Origin of the sequence: Tolypothrix sp. PCC 7712, assembly GCF_025860405.1 — a bacterium.
GTDB classification, from domain to species: domain Bacteria; phylum Cyanobacteriota; class Cyanobacteriia; order Cyanobacteriales; family Nostocaceae; genus Aulosira; species Aulosira diplosiphon.
Genome location: NZ_CP063785.1, coordinates 6,753,974 through 6,767,656, shown reverse-complemented (window position 1 = coordinate 6,767,656; position 13,683 = coordinate 6,753,974). Strand labels below are relative to the sequence as shown.

Below are 13,683 nucleotides of genomic sequence, written 5' to 3'. Positions count from 1 at the left end.
AGAAGCGAACGATCGCATCTTGTCTGTACTCGGAGTCACCAATACCAGAAAACAGAGACGAAGCATGAAAGTCACCCAGGAAAAACTTCCCGCCAGCCAAATTGGACTAGAAATAGAGATTACACCAGAGATTACCAAACAAACTTACGAACAGGTAATTAAAAACCTAGCTAGTACTGCCAATATTCCTGGGTTTCGCAAAGGCAAAGTGCCTCGGCAGATATTGCTACAGCGCCTTGGCACTACACGCATTAAGGCAGCAGCCCTGGAAGAACTCATACAAGATGGCATAGAAAAAGCTGTTAAACAAGAAGAAATTCCGGCGATTGGGCAACCACAGTTGCGCTCATCGTTTGACGAATTGATTAATAATTATGAACCAGGTAAACCTCTGACCTTTTCTGCGGCTGTCGATGTGGAGCCGGAAATTAACATAGCACAGTACACAGGATTACAAGCGAAAGCCGAAGAAATCAAGTACGATCCAGCACGGGTTGATGAAGCGCTAGATCAAGAACGTCAACAAATGGGAACATTGATTCCCGTAGAAGGACGTGCTGCCCAAATTGGCGATGTTGCAGTTGTTGATTTTAAAGGCGTATTAGCGAAAGCTGAGGGTGAAGACGAATCCGCAGAACCCACGCCAATTCCCGGAGGAGAGGCGACTGATTTTCAAGTCGAACTATACGAAGATAAATTTATTCCCGGATTTATCTCGGGTATCGTGGGCATGAATCCTGGAGAAACCAAGGAAATTTCGGCCCAGTTCCCAGATCCTTATGCTAATGAAGAGTTAGCAGGCAAACCAGCTGTATTTACAGTCACGCTCAATGAACTCAAGGAAAAAGAACTACCTGAGTTGGATGACGATTTTGCCCAAGAAGTCAGCGACTTTGAAACCTTAGCAGAATTGCGGGCTTCCTTAGAAGAGCGCTATCAAAAAGAAGCCGAACAGAAAACCAAAACCAACAAGCAAGAAGCCTTGTTAGCAGAACTGCTCAAGCATGTAGAAATCGATCTACCAACGACATTAATCGAGCAGGAAGTTGATGCGATGCTTACACAAACAGCAATCCGGCTGTCGCAGCAAGGGTTGGATGTGAGAAAGTTATTTACCCAAGATATTATTCCGCAATTACGGGCGCGATCGCGTGATGAAGCCATTGAACGCCTCAAACGCTCCCTCGCTTTACGGGAAGTGAGTAAACGCGAATCCATCCAGGTGACAGAAGATGAAATTAAAGCTAGAGTCACAGAGTTGTTACAGGAATATCCAGACGAAGATGTAGACGCAGACAGACTGCGCTCAGTTGTGGAAAATGAACTCACAACCGAAAAAATCATCGATTGGCTGCTAGAAAACTCATCAGTGGAACTCGTCCTCGAAGGCTCTTTAAGTACCCCAGCCGAAGAAGAAGCCACATCAGCCGAGCCGGAAGCAGAATCCGCCACAGTGGAAGTTGTCGCAGAAACTGTTGAAGGGGAATAGGGGACTGGGGACTGGGGACTAGGGATAAGGGAGATGAGGGAGATGAGGGAGATGAGGGGGAAATAACCAAAACCAATTACCCATTACCCATGACCAATTACCAATTACCCATTACCCATTACCCATTACCCATGCCCCATGCCCCATGCCCCATGCCCCATCCCCAATTTCCCGCCAAAATGGTTAACAAATGTTAAAGAAATCACTAACTACATCTGCTACTATCTAGGCGGGATACTGGGGTACACGAGAAAAATTTAGATGAGGCATAATGGTAAACACATAGCTCAAATAAAAATCTAAATTAGTTAAAGAAGCAGTCTATGCTGCTTTAAATTTGTCCCACTTACTTGTCAAATGTTTTTTTATGCTTGTATCGCAGTCGGGAAATTACCCAATCAGCAGCTTAAGCCAGATGAATATTAGCTCCCACCTCAACGGCATCAGCAACATTGTGCCGATGGTGGTAGAACAATCTGGTATGGGAGAAAGGGCATTTGACATCTACTCCCGCCTACTGCGAGAGCGGATTATCTTTTTGGGAACACCCATAGACGATGCTGTTGCCAATTCCATAGTTGCCCAACTATTATTCTTGGATGCCGAAGACTCAGAAAAGGACATTCAACTGTACATTAACTCTCCCGGCGGCTCCGTCTACGCAGGGATGGCAATCTATGATACAATACAGCAAATTCGTCCCGATGTAGTTACCATCTGTTTTGGGCTAGCCGCGAGCATGGGGGCATTCTTGTTAACAGCAGGGACTGCGGGTAAACGCATGTCTCTACCTGATTCCCGAATTATGATTCACCAACCACTTGGTGGCGCTCAAGGGCAAGCTATTGACATCGAAATTCAAGCTAGAGAAATTCTTTACATTAAAGGTAAATTGAATCAGTTAATGGCCCAGCATACTGGTCAACCCTTAGAAAGAATTGAAGCAGATACGGAACGCGACTTTTTCATGTCGGCAGAAGAGGCGAAGAACTACGGTTTAATTGACCAAGTCATTTCTCGGCAAAATCTTCCCACACCAGGGGAAAACGTCACCATTCTGAAATAAGAGGCTGGTATGTCTAAGTACGACTCCCATTTAAAATGTTCGTTTTGTGGCAAGTCTCAAGAGCAGGTGCGTAAACTAATCGCAGGGCCGGGAGTCTACATCTGCGATGAATGCGTTGACTTGTGTAATGAAATCCTTGATGAGGAATTACTCGACACAAATGGTGCAGCAGCTTCCCAACCAACACCAAAGTCGGAGCCGCCTCAAAAACGCCGTACCCGCTCTTCCAGTCTTTCGTTTAACCAAATACCCAAACCTAGAGAAATTAAAAAGTATCTAGACGAGCACGTCATTGGTCAAGACGAAGCTAAAAAAGTATTGTCAGTAGCGGTCTACAATCACTATAAACGGTTGGCAATAGTTCAGTCTAAAGCCAGTGGTAAAGGTGGCGGAGAAGATGCCGTAGAACTGCAAAAGTCTAACATTCTGCTCATTGGCCCTACTGGCTGTGGCAAAACTCTCTTAGCACAAACCCTAGCGAAAATTCTGGATGTCCCCTTTGCAGTAGCTGATGCCACAACGCTGACAGAAGCCGGGTATGTGGGCGAAGATGTGGAAAATATCTTGCTGCGACTCTTGCAAGTGGCAGATTTAGATGTGGAGGAAGCGCAACGGGGAATTATCTACATCGATGAAATTGACAAAATTGCTCGCAAGAGTGAGAACCCCTCAATTACACGCGATGTCTCTGGTGAAGGCGTACAGCAAGCTTTGCTGAAAATGTTGGAAGGGACGATCGCTAATGTACCACCCCAAGGCGGAAGGAAGCATCCCTATCAAGATTGTATCCAAATTGATACCAGCAATATCCTGTTTATTTGTGGTGGAGCCTTCGTTGGTTTAGAGAAGGTTGTGGATCAACGAGTGGGTAAAAAGTCAATAGGCTTTGTGCAGCCAGGTGAAGGACAATCGAAGGAAAAACGAGCAGCAGATACTCTGCGCTACCTAGAACCCGATGATTTGGTGAAATTTGGCATGATTCCCGAATTCATTGGGCGGATACCAATGGTAGCAGTGGTAGATCCGCTAGATGAAGAAGCTTTAATGGCGATTCTCACCCAACCACGCAGTGCTTTAGTCAAGCAGTACCAAAAACTGCTGAAGATGGATAACGTCCAATTAGACTTTAAACCAGAAGCCTTGCGAGCGATCGCTCAAGAAGCCTACCGCCGCAAAACTGGAGCCAGAGCATTACGGGGTATTGTGGAAGAATTAATGTTAGATGTGATGTACGAGTTACCATCCCGCAAAGACGTAACTCGCTGTACAGTCACTAGGGAAATGGTTGAGAAGCGTTCCACCGCTGAACTCTTAGTACATCCCTCTTCCCTTCCTAAACCAGAATCAGCTTAGTAGTCAAGAGGAGCCAGTCACATGCGGAGGTTCCCTCCGTTGAGTGAACTGGCGTTCAAAAGTCATTAGTCCAACAAGATAATCAATAATAAAGAACAAGGACAGATGACAAAGGACAAATGACAAATGCCTTACATTAATGTTCGTGGTATTGAGCATTACTATGAGTGGGTGAAAAAACCATCAGATTCCTTGGTTAAGCCAGTGATGGTTTTCATCCACGGTTGGGCTGGTTCGGCTAGGTATTGGCAAAGTACTGCTAATGCGTTACTAGACCAATTTGATTGTTTACTCTACGATTTACGCGGCTTTGGGCGTTCTGGTGGTAAACCAACCATAGCTGAAGTTGGCGAATCGGTTGCAGAATCCAAATCTTTGGAAGCAACAGCAGCAGCAATTGAAGAATTAACCTATGAATTAGAAGAATACGCTGATGACTTAGCAACACTGCTAGATAAATTGCAGCTGCAGCGTGTCTATATTAATGCTCACTCAATGGGCGCATCCATTGCCGTTTTGTTTTTTAACCGCTATCCCCAAAAAGTCGAACAGGGAATTTTGACTTGTAGCGGTATTTTTGAGTACGACGAAAAAGCCTTTGCTGCTTTTCATAAATTTGGTGGTTACGTAGTCAAATTTCGTCCCAAGTGGTTAAGTAAAATACCATTTGTTGACCAGATGTTTATGGCGAGGTTTCTGCATCGCCCTATACCAAAAGCTGAACGTCAAGCTTTCCTGCAAGATTTTCTAGAAGCTGATTATAATGCTGCACTAGGAACAATTTTTACTTCAGTAAGTAAAGCACAATCGGAAGTTATGCCGCAGGAATTTGCCAAGCTCATAGTGCCAACACTGTTGGTAGCTGGAGAGTATGACAAGATTATTCCTGCTGAGATGGGGCGACAAGCAGCCACAATGAATAACAAAGTTGAATTTGCGTTGATTCCTGACACAGCACATTTTCCTATGTTAGAAGATGCTCCAACTTACCTACAGCGAGTGCGGGAGTTTTTGCAAATTCCCACAAAAGTTGATTAAAGTTGATGTCCAATCCGACGATTTTGGTTGCAGAATGCGCGGATGGGTAGGTGTTGAAAACGGCATTTATATATAAATCGCTGAAACTCCTTATATGTAAGAATTTCAAAGATTAATTGCTGTTCTATCATCCGCGCTCCTTACGCAGACTGGCTTTCAGCGATTTTGGTTTTGCTTTTTCTCTATTGCCTATGTTATGATTGACCTATCCGCGCACCAGAACCTTGAAAACCTTATATTGCTTGACTTTCAGGCTTCCGCTGTTGAAATTTCACTTAATCCCTATTAGGGATTGAAACAAGTATGGCACTATAGTAAGCAAGGCTATTAGGTTGAAATTTCACTTAATCCCTATTAGGGATTGAAACGCATTGTTCCAAATATTCAATCAGAATTGTACGTTGAAATTTCACTTAATCCCTATTAGGGATTGAAACATAGCACCAGAGCCACACGTACTCAGGGACAGAGGTTGAAATTTCACTTAATCCCTATTAGGGATTGAAACTAATTTCAAAAAGTAAAATACATGTATTCATAAGTTGAAATTTCACTTAATCCCTATTAGGGATTGAAACTAATGTTTTTATAATCACTTCTTAGCCTGTTGTAGTTGAAATTTCACTTAATCCCTATTAGGGATTGAAACGATGGACAAGTTAAAGCAGAACTACCATCAAAAAAAGTTGAAATTTCACTTAATCCCTATTAGGGATTGAAACTTTGTGGTGGGATGTATAGTAGCCATTCTTTACAGGTTGAAATTTCACTTAATCCCTATTAGGGATTGAAACTTTTTTGTTGCCTAAATTAGACTAATTTTGAAAAGGTTGAAATTTCACTTAATCCCTATTAGGGATTGAAACCTGGATGACTTCGACTTGCAGTGGACAGAGCGTTGTTGAAATTTCACTTAATCCCTATTAGGGATTGAAACTGCTGGGCGATCGCTTCGATTTCATTGATACCATGTTGAAATTTCACTTAATCCCTATTAGGGATTGAAACCAGAAGCGCTCACCTTCTGGTTCCGAAACAAACCACCGTTGAAATTTCACTTAATCCCTATTAGGGATTGAAACATCCCGAAACCTATGCCTTGATTTTGTACTGTGGCGTTGAAATTTCACTTAATCCCTATTAGGGATTGAAACCGACTTTACACAGATATTCTTAATGGTACATGCCAGTTGAAATTTCACTTAATCCCTATTAGGGATTGAAACGACATCAGAACTGGCATAAATGCTGATACGACAAACAGTAAACCTTAAATTGTAGTGGACTGACACGCCTACAATGAGGCATTAGATTTGATTAAATTAACCGCAGATAAACGCCGATAAACGCCGATGAATTTTTGCTATTGCATCAAATTAGCTGTGTCAGTCCAGTAGGATGCGTTAGCGATAGGGTAACGCATCGAGAAAGATGGTGCGTTACGGCTAATTATTACTCTCTTAAGTTCCGAAATCCTTGCACAGCCGTAACACACCCTACTTAATATTTACTTTATAAGTAGCCTCTTAATCCTTATTAGGGATTGAAATATAATTTATTCAACTTAAAATTGCTGTAAGTTTGGTTGAGAAATAAAATTTAAATTATTCTCAATTTCTCAATTCCTGCTTTTTTAAAACCGTATCTAACCAAACTAAATTTTCTGCTGACACCGCAGGTACAGGTTCTTGATTATAGTCAATCACTAAATCATAGTTACCTTCATCGTAGAGTTCACAAATTAATGTTTGGATATCTAATAATGGTTCTGTATCGCTTTCACGTAAAGGTAAGAGAAAAGCAGGTATAGGATTGGGTAAATTAAATGCGTATAAATCAGCTTTAGGACGTTTGCTAGCGCGGCTGACCAAAATTCTATAGTCAGTTTGTAGGTTATTTTGTAGTTGCTGTATTGGCTTACCATCTCGCAACAAATCAATTTCTACTAAATTGGTATAACTCCCTAAAATTTGTAACCGCTTTTTTGTATATGCATTCCGTCCTTCTCCTGGACGTTTGTTTTTTGGAGAGAGAATTTCAATTGTAGTGACAACTTCTTGTGTCGCAATATCTCGTACTTCTAAGTAAGTTTCTCTGACAGTTTCCGGCATAGTCACATCAACTGTCACGGCTGCAACTGATGGCGAAGCAACAGCGATATTAGCTGGTTCTGGTGATAATTTTTGTTGCGTATTTTGCACTGCGACATCAGCAACACCAACTAGTAGAGAATCCTCATCAATGGTTTGATATACTCGCTTTTCAATAGCTACTTTATATTTAGGGCGCAATTGCGGATTCAATTTCCGGAAAATAGCCGCTATGAGCAAATTGTGAACTTCTGGCCAAAATAGCGGATTTTCTAAATAGGGGTTCATCCCTGGAAATGGTGAAGCCATCGCCACAGATCCAAATACTTGATAATTTAATTATGACAATATTAATTTCGCCCAGCCAAAACTTGTTCAGCACTTAAATCTAAGTCTGGGAAAATGGGAGAGATGAGGCGTTCTTGGTTGCGGAATGCGATCGCATCATAAAAGCCTTCTACTAAAGTACACACAGTTACTACCTCTTGAATTGGATCAACAATCCAGTATTCAGAAATTCCCAGAACAGCATACTCGGAGCGCTTACTACGGTAATCTGTGGTTTGAGTAGATTCGCTAACGACTTCCACAACAAGTATCGGTGGCGGTTCGTTGAGTTCGATGAGCGCTTCTCGGTTGAAGAGTGCTTCCCACTGTTCTGTTGTTAAAACCACCACATCTGGAATTCGTGAGGTGTCCCAGCGTCCGCCACGTGGCGAACGAATCCCAATGGCAAACTTTTGTGCTGTCCAATTTTTCCCCATTTTGGCACTTTCGTCATCGAAGGTTCGCTCTAAAAACTTGGCAATTCCGCCATGCTTTCCAGTACCAAGACTCATGGGGATTAATTCTCCATCAACTAGTTCGTATTGGGTATCCGTGCCATCGTTATATTTGAGATACTCTGCAAAAGTTAGTTTTTTAGTAACTATAGTCATAGCGATCGCTTTCCTCTTCTTTGCGCCTCTGCGTGAGCAAAAACTCCCAACATCGAGACACAAAATTAAGAATTAACCCAAACCTAATTCTCGTTTCAATAAATTGATGGAATTAGTACCAATATAATTATCAACCTTAATCAACTTGGGCGGACGAATGATGTCTTCTACCGCCGCTTGTACAGCAGCTTGCACTGCTGCATAACTTGCTTGATCGCTGATAATTACCTCGGCTCGCTTGACGATCGCCTGAAGTTTGTACGCGTCTTTTGGTTGGGTTGTCATTACCAGTAGTTCATCTCCCCGGAGTCCGTGGAGAATCACTTCGGCGGCGCGCGCAATCCCAGAACTTAAGCTGACTATGCCCACACAGTTTTCTTTGGGCAAGGTTTTCAACAAATTAAGTTCTTTAGAATAGTCGTAGATATCTAGAGGAATCACCCTTACAGCTTTTGGAGAAGCGATGTCTTCTACCTCGCCAATAAAATACCGACTAGTCACAACTGTGGCGGAAGAAGTTTTATCTAGCACAGATGCTAATTCTTCCATTGGTATCAATTGAATTGGTATTTGCAGGGCTTTTTCTAATTCATAAACCATCAACTCCCCAGCACCGATGTCATAGGTAGGAACTGCTACTAACACCTGAGCGCTGCAACGCAACCGCCAATCAATTTCTGCTAAAAATAGTTCCCGCGCTTGCGAGAGGGTACATCCTTGAGAAAGAAGCTCATCAAGTGCTTGCTGGACTACTTTGTCTGCTTCGGGATGTTGCTTGAGAATGGGCGATTGCATTCTGCTACCACCCTCATGGCCTTGGGCGCGGACATAAATCCCCGAACCTGCGAGACTTTCGACAAATCCGTCTTCTTCTAACTGACGATAAACCTTGCTAATTGTATTACGGTGTAACCCCGTCTGCATTGCCAGTGCCCTTGTACTCGGCAATTTGTACCCAGGTGGATATTGCCGGGAAGCGATCGCAAACCGGATTTGATTAAACAGCTGGGTTGAGGCGGGAATTTCACTGTCTGGCTGAATGCGGAATTGAATCATCACCAAACCTCCTAAGTGCTAGTAGCGATATATAACCAGCTGCATTTGCTACCTTTTAAATAATTTATTTATACATAAAATTTTTCCGAGAGAAATTTCTAATCTGTTCACTGTTGTTAATTGATAATTTGATGGTAGAAAGCTTTGAGATACTGGCATAGTTATATCAAATAATTACGCAACCCTGGTAAAAACTATTATGACAGAGCGAGCAATCGACACCACAACGGTTCAAATTTCGCAAGATAATCTTTCAATAGTAGCTTACTTGGCACAGCCAAAAGAATCAGGCTCTTACCCAGCAATTGTGGTGTTGCAAGAGATTTTTGGTGTCAATGTCCACATTCGCGATGTTACCGAACGGATTGCAAAACTAGGTTATGTTGCGATCGCACCGGCACTTTTTCAACGCCAAGCACCAGGTTTTGAAACTGGCTATACTCCCGAAGATATTGAAATTGGCCGTGGCTATGCAATGCAGACCACAGCTTCTGAATTATTGAGCGATATTCAAGCCACAATTGATTATCTAAAAACCCTTCCCAATGTCAAAAAAGATAGCTTCGGCTGTACAGGCTTCTGCTTTGGTGGTCACGTAGCATACCTGGCTGCTACTCTTCCAGATATTAAAGCTACAGCTTCCTTTTATGGCGCAGGAATTACAACCCGCACACCCGGCGGCGGACAACCAACCTTTACTCGTACCAGTGAAATTAAAGGTACAATTTACACCTTATTTGGCATGGAAGATGCCAGCATTCCTGCCGAACAGGTAGATGAGATAGAAGCAACGTTAGAAAAATACAACATTCCGCACCGCGTGTTTCGCTACGATGGAGCTGACCACGGATTTTTCTGCGACCGTCGCGCCAGCTATAATCCTAAAGTTGCAGCCGATGCTTGGGAGCAGGTGAAACAACTCTTTGGTCAACTGGCATAAAACCTATGTAGCCGTTGCCTACTTTTTCGTCGAGGTGTTTTTAGTTATTTGTCATTTGTCCTTGGTATTACAAATGACAAATGACAAATGTTAATCTTAACGAGAAAAAGGAGATAGAAGACAAGCAATCTTCTGAAAACTCCAGTAGCATCAGCGCAAATAACAATATTATCTGCAAAAGTCATGAATTCCGAAGCGAAACGTTCTCAAACAGCCAATTCGTCATTTACAATGGACGATTTTGCCAAAGCACTAGAAAAACACGACTACCAGTTTCAAAAGGGACAAGTAGTACATGGCAAAGTTTTCCAACTTGACCATGATGGGGCTTATGTTGATATTGGTGGCAAATCGTCAGCGTTTATCCCCCGTGATGAGGCTTCTTTGAGAGCAGTTACCGATTTATCGGAAGTGCTACCCATGCAAGAGGAATTGGAGTTTTTGATTATCCGCGAGCAGGATGCAGAAGGCCAAGTTACTCTTTCGCGAAAACAATTAGAAATTCAGCATATTTGGGAACGGCTAGCGCAAATGCAAGAAAATTCCCAAACAGTACCAGTGCGGGTGACAGGGGTAAATAAAGGTGGTGTCACCGTTGATCTTCAATCTTTGAGAGGTTTCATTCCGCGATCGCACCTGATTGAGCGTGATAATTTAGAAGCGCTTAAAGGTCAAACTCTCACTGCTGGTTTTTTAGAAGTAGACCGCAATAACAAAAAGCTAATTCTTTCTCAACGTTTGGCGAGTCGTTCTAGCAACTTTAGCTTGTTAGAAATCGGTCAATTAGTGGAAGGTAAAGTTACTGGTATTAAACCTTTTGGTGTCTTTATAGATTTAGATGGTGTCAGTGCTTTATTGCATATCAAGCAAGTCAGCCAAAAATTTATTGAGTCTCTAGATAAAGTATTTCAAATTGGTCAGCCAATCAAAGCTGTGATTATTGACTTAGATGAAGGTAAAGGCCGGGTTGCACTTTCTACCAGAGTTTTAGAGAATTTCCCTGGTGAATTTTTAGAAAATATGGATGAAGTTATGGCTTCGGCTGAGGCGCGTGCTAATCGTGCTAATCAAAAAGCTGCTGAATAGCAGCTTTGATTAATTACCAATTAATTTTCACTGATGAGACGCTTTCTTTTCTCATTCCGTTTGCGATAAGAAAGCGTCTTTGTATTAACCAGAAAAAATCGGCTCCACTGATTTTTAGCTTGATGGTTCTAAATCGTCCAATCTTCCATCATTAAACCAGGAACCTTACCAAAGTCACGAGCATTTCGAGTTAATAAAACCAAATTACGAGATATGGCGATCGCTGCAATTCTTAAATCCATTGTGGATACACGAACCCTTTGCCCTCGTAACGCATCAAAGACTGCGATCGCCCCTGCATCAAAGGGTAAGATGGGAGCCGTTGCAAACCCTTGAAGAGTTGCCAACAGCAAAGCATATCCACGGATCATGTCAGCATTCGTCTGAGCACGATTAATGAAGTTATGAGCACCAAGCACCTGCTCATGAAAACTAATGATCGATAAGGCAAAGTCGGCAGAGGAATGTTGTCCCATTCGCTCTATCAAACGAGTAAACTCTGAACCTGAACGTCTCTGTAAAAAACTGATGTGGTCGGTATCGAGCAAATATTTCACAATTACTCTTCATCCTCATCATTAGGCTTATCAGCCTGACGAAAAGCACGTCCATATTCCAAAGCTTTCAGAAAAGCTTCCTCATCAGGAATTGAGCCGATGAGTTTTTCTAACCAGTTTTCTGAGGGTTGAGCTTCCACCTTGCGTTGGAGATCGGAGACTGCTTGCTCAAGGTTTAACAAACGATGCTCCAGAACTGTTTCATCTATCATGGTTATTTCCTTTAAACCTTCACTAATCTGCTAAAACTTCTCCGCTCAAAAGAAATTTTTCCTGACGATATCTATTTCTGAGCAACTCTAACTTTTCTTGATTAAAAGCAAATTGAATCAACTCAATTAGTTCTACCCAATTATTTAACATAGCTTCTGAGTGAGCTTGGCAGAATTCATCGATGAAAAATTTTGCCCACCACTGGGGTGCTTGTTTGTGGTGATGTGGTTCATGTTGCTTGCGCCAGCGTCTACGCCATTTGATAAAGTCGCTTTGGGTAGATGGTTTTACACCCAAGATTGGCGGAAAATCAGCGTAACTAACAAATTTACTCAAGCCTTTACCGTGGACGTAAACCATGTAGCGCCAGCATTCCACAGTATATATATCTTCAATGCTAATTTGGAATATTAAGCAAATTGCTTCTTCTGTAACAAATCGCGCCAACGGGTGAACAATTGCTGATTTGTGAACAATTTTTGATTCACGGATGACAAGCACTTTCGGCTTGAGTGATGATAGCATAAAAGATAATTCCCGTCAGAAAAGATGATTCCCTTCAAAAAAGATGATTCTCGTCAAACAGATGATTCTTATCAACAGAGAAGATTCTTAAATTTGATGGAATGTGTAGTTGTAGATAATGCGATCGCCCTTTAGTTTTCCAGTCCAGAGGGCGATCGTTATTATTTAGGATATAATTATTAAACGACTCATATAAGTCATTTGTCAAGCAAATTATGGGAATGGTTAGGCTAAAGATTCGAGAATTTGCTGCGGAGAAGGGCTGGACGCTGAAAGAGGTATCTGACCGTTCTGGTGTGGTTTATAGTACTCTCAGAACCTATGCGCGATCGCCTGGACTTGCAACTGTAGATTTTACCGCGATTCAGAAGTTAGCACGAACTTTTGATGTAATGATTGAGGAATTGGTTGAAGTTGTGCAGGAATAATTATACTAGTTTGGAGATGGGCATGGGGCATAGGGCATAGGGGAGGCAGTGCGTTGCGCGGGTTCCCCGCGTTGTAGCAACTGCCGTCATGGGAAAGACAAATTTTTATTGCTAAAACCTGGCATGAATCGCTGATATGAACAAAGGCGCGCTGTTATTTTAAACTAACGGTGGTACTTCAAAGTCATTAAAAAACGAAACATCGAAAGATGAAGCGCTTAATGCTTTCACCAGCTTATTGTCCAGAGTCAACAAAGTCGCATCTACCTGCTGTGAAAGCGCAACATAAGAAGCATCGTAGGCAGAAATGCCATAATTTAAGGCAATATTAACTGCATCTGCCATCAAATCGGCTGTAGAGAAAACACGCAAGGGAAAGGCTTTGAGAGTAGCTAAATCTGCCTGTATTTCAGCAGCAGTGTAGATTCTTGCACGGACGTATTTCCAGAAAACGTTAGCACACTCGATGTAAAACAGGTCTGGTACATAAATTTCAGTCTGTGGATTAGCAAGATGGCTAAAGAGTTGATTAACTTTCGCAGTTAGTGGGTCAGCTATAAAATACTTGATGCACACACTGGTATCTACCACGCATCTGAGAGAATTGGTCATCTGTCGCGGTCTTCTCGAATCAGTTCAGTACTATCAGGTAATCCAAAGTCTGCTGGATTTAACCGTCGGCGATTACGACTTTCCTCTAAAAGTTTTGGGACATTCTTTCGCCTTTCTTCTTCTGTTGGCTGTGCCTTTTTTGCCAATGCATTCTGCAAGATTGTAATCACTTGAGCATCAATAGAACTATGTTCAGCTTGAGCTAACTCTTGCAATTTCTCATATAAATCATCTGGTATATTGAGCAGATTTATATTAGCCATAGTTTTATATCTACAAGGTAGTTATTAGT

At 42.2% G+C, this 13,683-nt stretch carries 15 protein-coding genes and 1 CRISPR repeat array; of the genes, 7 read left to right on the top strand and 8 right to left on the bottom strand.

Annotated features, from left to right (window positions below; all coding sequences use genetic code 11):
• The first annotated feature begins 64 nt into the window (after nucleotides 1–64).
• The 4 genes from tig to HGR01_RS27910 all read left to right on the top strand — a co-directional run bounded on the left by tig (nucleotide 65) and on the right by HGR01_RS27910 (nucleotide 4,946).
• Nucleotides 65–1,489, top strand: coding sequence for a trigger factor (tig, locus tag HGR01_RS27925; protein WP_045872396.1), 1,425 nt, complete (start codon nucleotides 65–67; stop codon nucleotides 1,487–1,489).
• A gap of 367 nt (nucleotides 1,490–1,856) precedes the next feature.
• Nucleotides 1,857–2,555 carry an ATP-dependent Clp endopeptidase proteolytic subunit ClpP gene (clpP, locus tag HGR01_RS27920; protein WP_045872397.1) on the top strand — a complete coding sequence of 233 codons (699 nt, stop codon included), beginning with the start codon at nucleotides 1,857–1,859 and terminating at the stop codon, nucleotides 2,553–2,555.
• Nucleotides 2,556–2,564: 9 nt separating this feature from the next.
• Nucleotides 2,565–3,908, top strand: a complete 1,344-nt coding sequence (gene clpX / locus HGR01_RS27915; protein ID WP_045872398.1) for an ATP-dependent protease ATP-binding subunit ClpX — start codon at nucleotides 2,565–2,567, stop codon at nucleotides 3,906–3,908.
• Between the two features lie 126 nt (nucleotides 3,909–4,034).
• Nucleotides 4,035–4,946 carry an alpha/beta fold hydrolase gene (locus HGR01_RS27910; protein ID WP_045872399.1) on the top strand — a complete coding sequence of 304 codons (912 nt, stop codon included), beginning with the start codon at nucleotides 4,035–4,037 and terminating at the stop codon, nucleotides 4,944–4,946.
• 262 nt (nucleotides 4,947–5,208) lie between these two features.
• Nucleotides 5,209–6,172: a CRISPR direct-repeat array (repeat unit 37 nt; unit sequence GTTGAAATTTCACTTAATCCCTATTAGGGATTGAAAC).
• Between the two features lie 384 nt (nucleotides 6,173–6,556).
• Here HGR01_RS27910 and HGR01_RS27905 read toward each other — a convergent pair.
• The 3 genes from HGR01_RS27905 to HGR01_RS27895 form a co-directional block, all read right to left on the bottom strand.
• Entirely contained in the window at nucleotides 6,557–7,345 is a 789-nt protein-coding gene (locus HGR01_RS27905; RefSeq protein ID WP_045872400.1) for a DUF4058 family protein, read from the bottom strand.
• Nucleotides 7,346–7,386: 41 nt separating this feature from the next.
• Nucleotides 7,387–7,974 (bottom strand): Uma2 family endonuclease, encoded by a 588-nt coding sequence (locus HGR01_RS27900; protein WP_045872401.1) that lies wholly within the window; start codon nucleotides 7,972–7,974, stop codon nucleotides 7,387–7,389.
• A gap of 72 nt (nucleotides 7,975–8,046) precedes the next feature.
• Nucleotides 8,047–9,030: a GntR family transcriptional regulator gene (locus HGR01_RS27895; protein WP_045872402.1), complete on the bottom strand. Its 984-nt coding sequence runs from the start codon at nucleotides 9,028–9,030 to the stop codon at nucleotides 8,047–8,049.
• A 199-nt stretch (nucleotides 9,031–9,229) separates the two neighbouring features.
• Between HGR01_RS27895 and HGR01_RS27890 the strand changes: the two genes are divergently transcribed.
• Nucleotides 9,230–9,970 carry a dienelactone hydrolase family protein gene (locus tag HGR01_RS27890; protein ID WP_045872403.1) on the top strand — a complete coding sequence of 247 codons (741 nt, stop codon included), beginning with the start codon at nucleotides 9,230–9,232 and terminating at the stop codon, nucleotides 9,968–9,970.
• Between the two features lie 183 nt (nucleotides 9,971–10,153).
• On the top strand, nucleotides 10,154–11,056 hold the full coding sequence (locus tag HGR01_RS27885; RefSeq protein WP_045872404.1) for a S1 RNA-binding domain-containing protein: 903 nt from the start codon (nucleotides 10,154–10,156) through the stop codon (nucleotides 11,054–11,056).
• 128 nt (nucleotides 11,057–11,184) lie between these two features.
• Here HGR01_RS27885 and HGR01_RS27880 read toward each other — a convergent pair whose 3' ends face one another.
• From HGR01_RS27880 to HGR01_RS27870, 3 genes are read right to left on the bottom strand one after another with little or no spacing between them, the layout of a single operon-like run.
• Entirely contained in the window at nucleotides 11,185–11,613 is a 429-nt protein-coding gene (locus HGR01_RS27880; RefSeq protein ID WP_045872405.1) for a type II toxin-antitoxin system VapC family toxin, read from the bottom strand.
• Between the two features lie 2 nt (nucleotides 11,614–11,615).
• Nucleotides 11,616–11,825, bottom strand: coding sequence for a hypothetical protein (locus HGR01_RS27875; protein ID WP_045872406.1), 210 nt, complete (start codon nucleotides 11,823–11,825; stop codon nucleotides 11,616–11,618).
• Between the two features lie 22 nt (nucleotides 11,826–11,847).
• Nucleotides 11,848–12,351: a hypothetical protein gene (locus HGR01_RS27870; RefSeq protein WP_045872407.1), complete on the bottom strand. Its 504-nt coding sequence runs from the start codon at nucleotides 12,349–12,351 to the stop codon at nucleotides 11,848–11,850.
• 215 nt (nucleotides 12,352–12,566) lie between these two features.
• Here HGR01_RS27870 and HGR01_RS27865 point away from each other — a divergent pair, with 215 nt between their 5' ends.
• Nucleotides 12,567–12,779: a helix-turn-helix domain-containing protein gene (locus HGR01_RS27865; protein WP_045872408.1), complete on the top strand. Its 213-nt coding sequence runs from the start codon at nucleotides 12,567–12,569 to the stop codon at nucleotides 12,777–12,779.
• 159 nt (nucleotides 12,780–12,938) lie between these two features.
• Here the strand turns inward: HGR01_RS27865 and HGR01_RS27860 are convergent, their stop codons facing one another.
• Both HGR01_RS27860 and HGR01_RS27855 read right to left on the bottom strand, forming a co-directional pair.
• Nucleotides 12,939–13,391: a type II toxin-antitoxin system VapC family toxin gene (locus tag HGR01_RS27860; protein ID WP_045872409.1), complete on the bottom strand. Its 453-nt coding sequence runs from the start codon at nucleotides 13,389–13,391 to the stop codon at nucleotides 12,939–12,941.
• A complete protein-coding gene (locus HGR01_RS27855; protein ID WP_045872410.1) occupies nucleotides 13,388–13,654 on the bottom strand; it encodes a hypothetical protein in 267 nt (88 codons plus the stop codon). Before HGR01_RS27855 ends, HGR01_RS27860 begins: the two co-directional genes overlap by 4 nt.
• Nucleotides 13,655–13,683: the final 29 nt, after the last annotated feature.

What these genes read in the sequence shown, in the direction of transcription:
- HGR01_RS27900 (WP_045872401.1), bottom strand. Translation starts at nt 7,974, where the DNA reads ATGACTATAGTTACTAAAAAACTAACTTTTGCAGAGTATCTCAAATAT.
- HGR01_RS27895 (WP_045872402.1), bottom strand. Translation starts at nt 9,030, where the DNA reads ATGATTCAATTCCGCATTCAGCCAGACAGTGAAATTCCCGCCTCAACC.
- clpX (WP_045872398.1), top strand. Translation starts at nt 2,565, where the DNA reads ATGTCTAAGTACGACTCCCATTTAAAATGTTCGTTTTGTGGCAAGTCT.
- tig (WP_045872396.1), top strand. Translation starts at nt 65, where the DNA reads ATGAAAGTCACCCAGGAAAAACTTCCCGCCAGCCAAATTGGACTAGAA.
- HGR01_RS27875 (WP_045872406.1), bottom strand. Translation starts at nt 11,825, where the DNA reads ATGATAGATGAAACAGTTCTGGAGCATCGTTTGTTAAACCTTGAGCAA.
- HGR01_RS27885 (WP_045872404.1), top strand. Translation starts at nt 10,154, where the DNA reads ATGAATTCCGAAGCGAAACGTTCTCAAACAGCCAATTCGTCATTTACA.
- HGR01_RS27865 (WP_045872408.1), top strand. Translation starts at nt 12,567, where the DNA reads ATGGGAATGGTTAGGCTAAAGATTCGAGAATTTGCTGCGGAGAAGGGC.
- HGR01_RS27855 (WP_045872410.1), bottom strand. Translation starts at nt 13,654, where the DNA reads ATGGCTAATATAAATCTGCTCAATATACCAGATGATTTATATGAGAAA.
- HGR01_RS27905 (WP_045872400.1), bottom strand. Translation starts at nt 7,345, where the DNA reads ATGGCTTCACCATTTCCAGGGATGAACCCCTATTTAGAAAATCCGCTA.
- HGR01_RS27910 (WP_045872399.1), top strand. Translation starts at nt 4,035, where the DNA reads ATGCCTTACATTAATGTTCGTGGTATTGAGCATTACTATGAGTGGGTG.
- HGR01_RS27860 (WP_045872409.1), bottom strand. Translation starts at nt 13,391, where the DNA reads ATGACCAATTCTCTCAGATGCGTGGTAGATACCAGTGTGTGCATCAAG.
- clpP (WP_045872397.1), top strand. Translation starts at nt 1,857, where the DNA reads ATGCTTGTATCGCAGTCGGGAAATTACCCAATCAGCAGCTTAAGCCAG.
- HGR01_RS27890 (WP_045872403.1), top strand. Translation starts at nt 9,230, where the DNA reads ATGACAGAGCGAGCAATCGACACCACAACGGTTCAAATTTCGCAAGAT.
- HGR01_RS27870 (WP_045872407.1), bottom strand. Translation starts at nt 12,351, where the DNA reads ATGCTATCATCACTCAAGCCGAAAGTGCTTGTCATCCGTGAATCAAAA.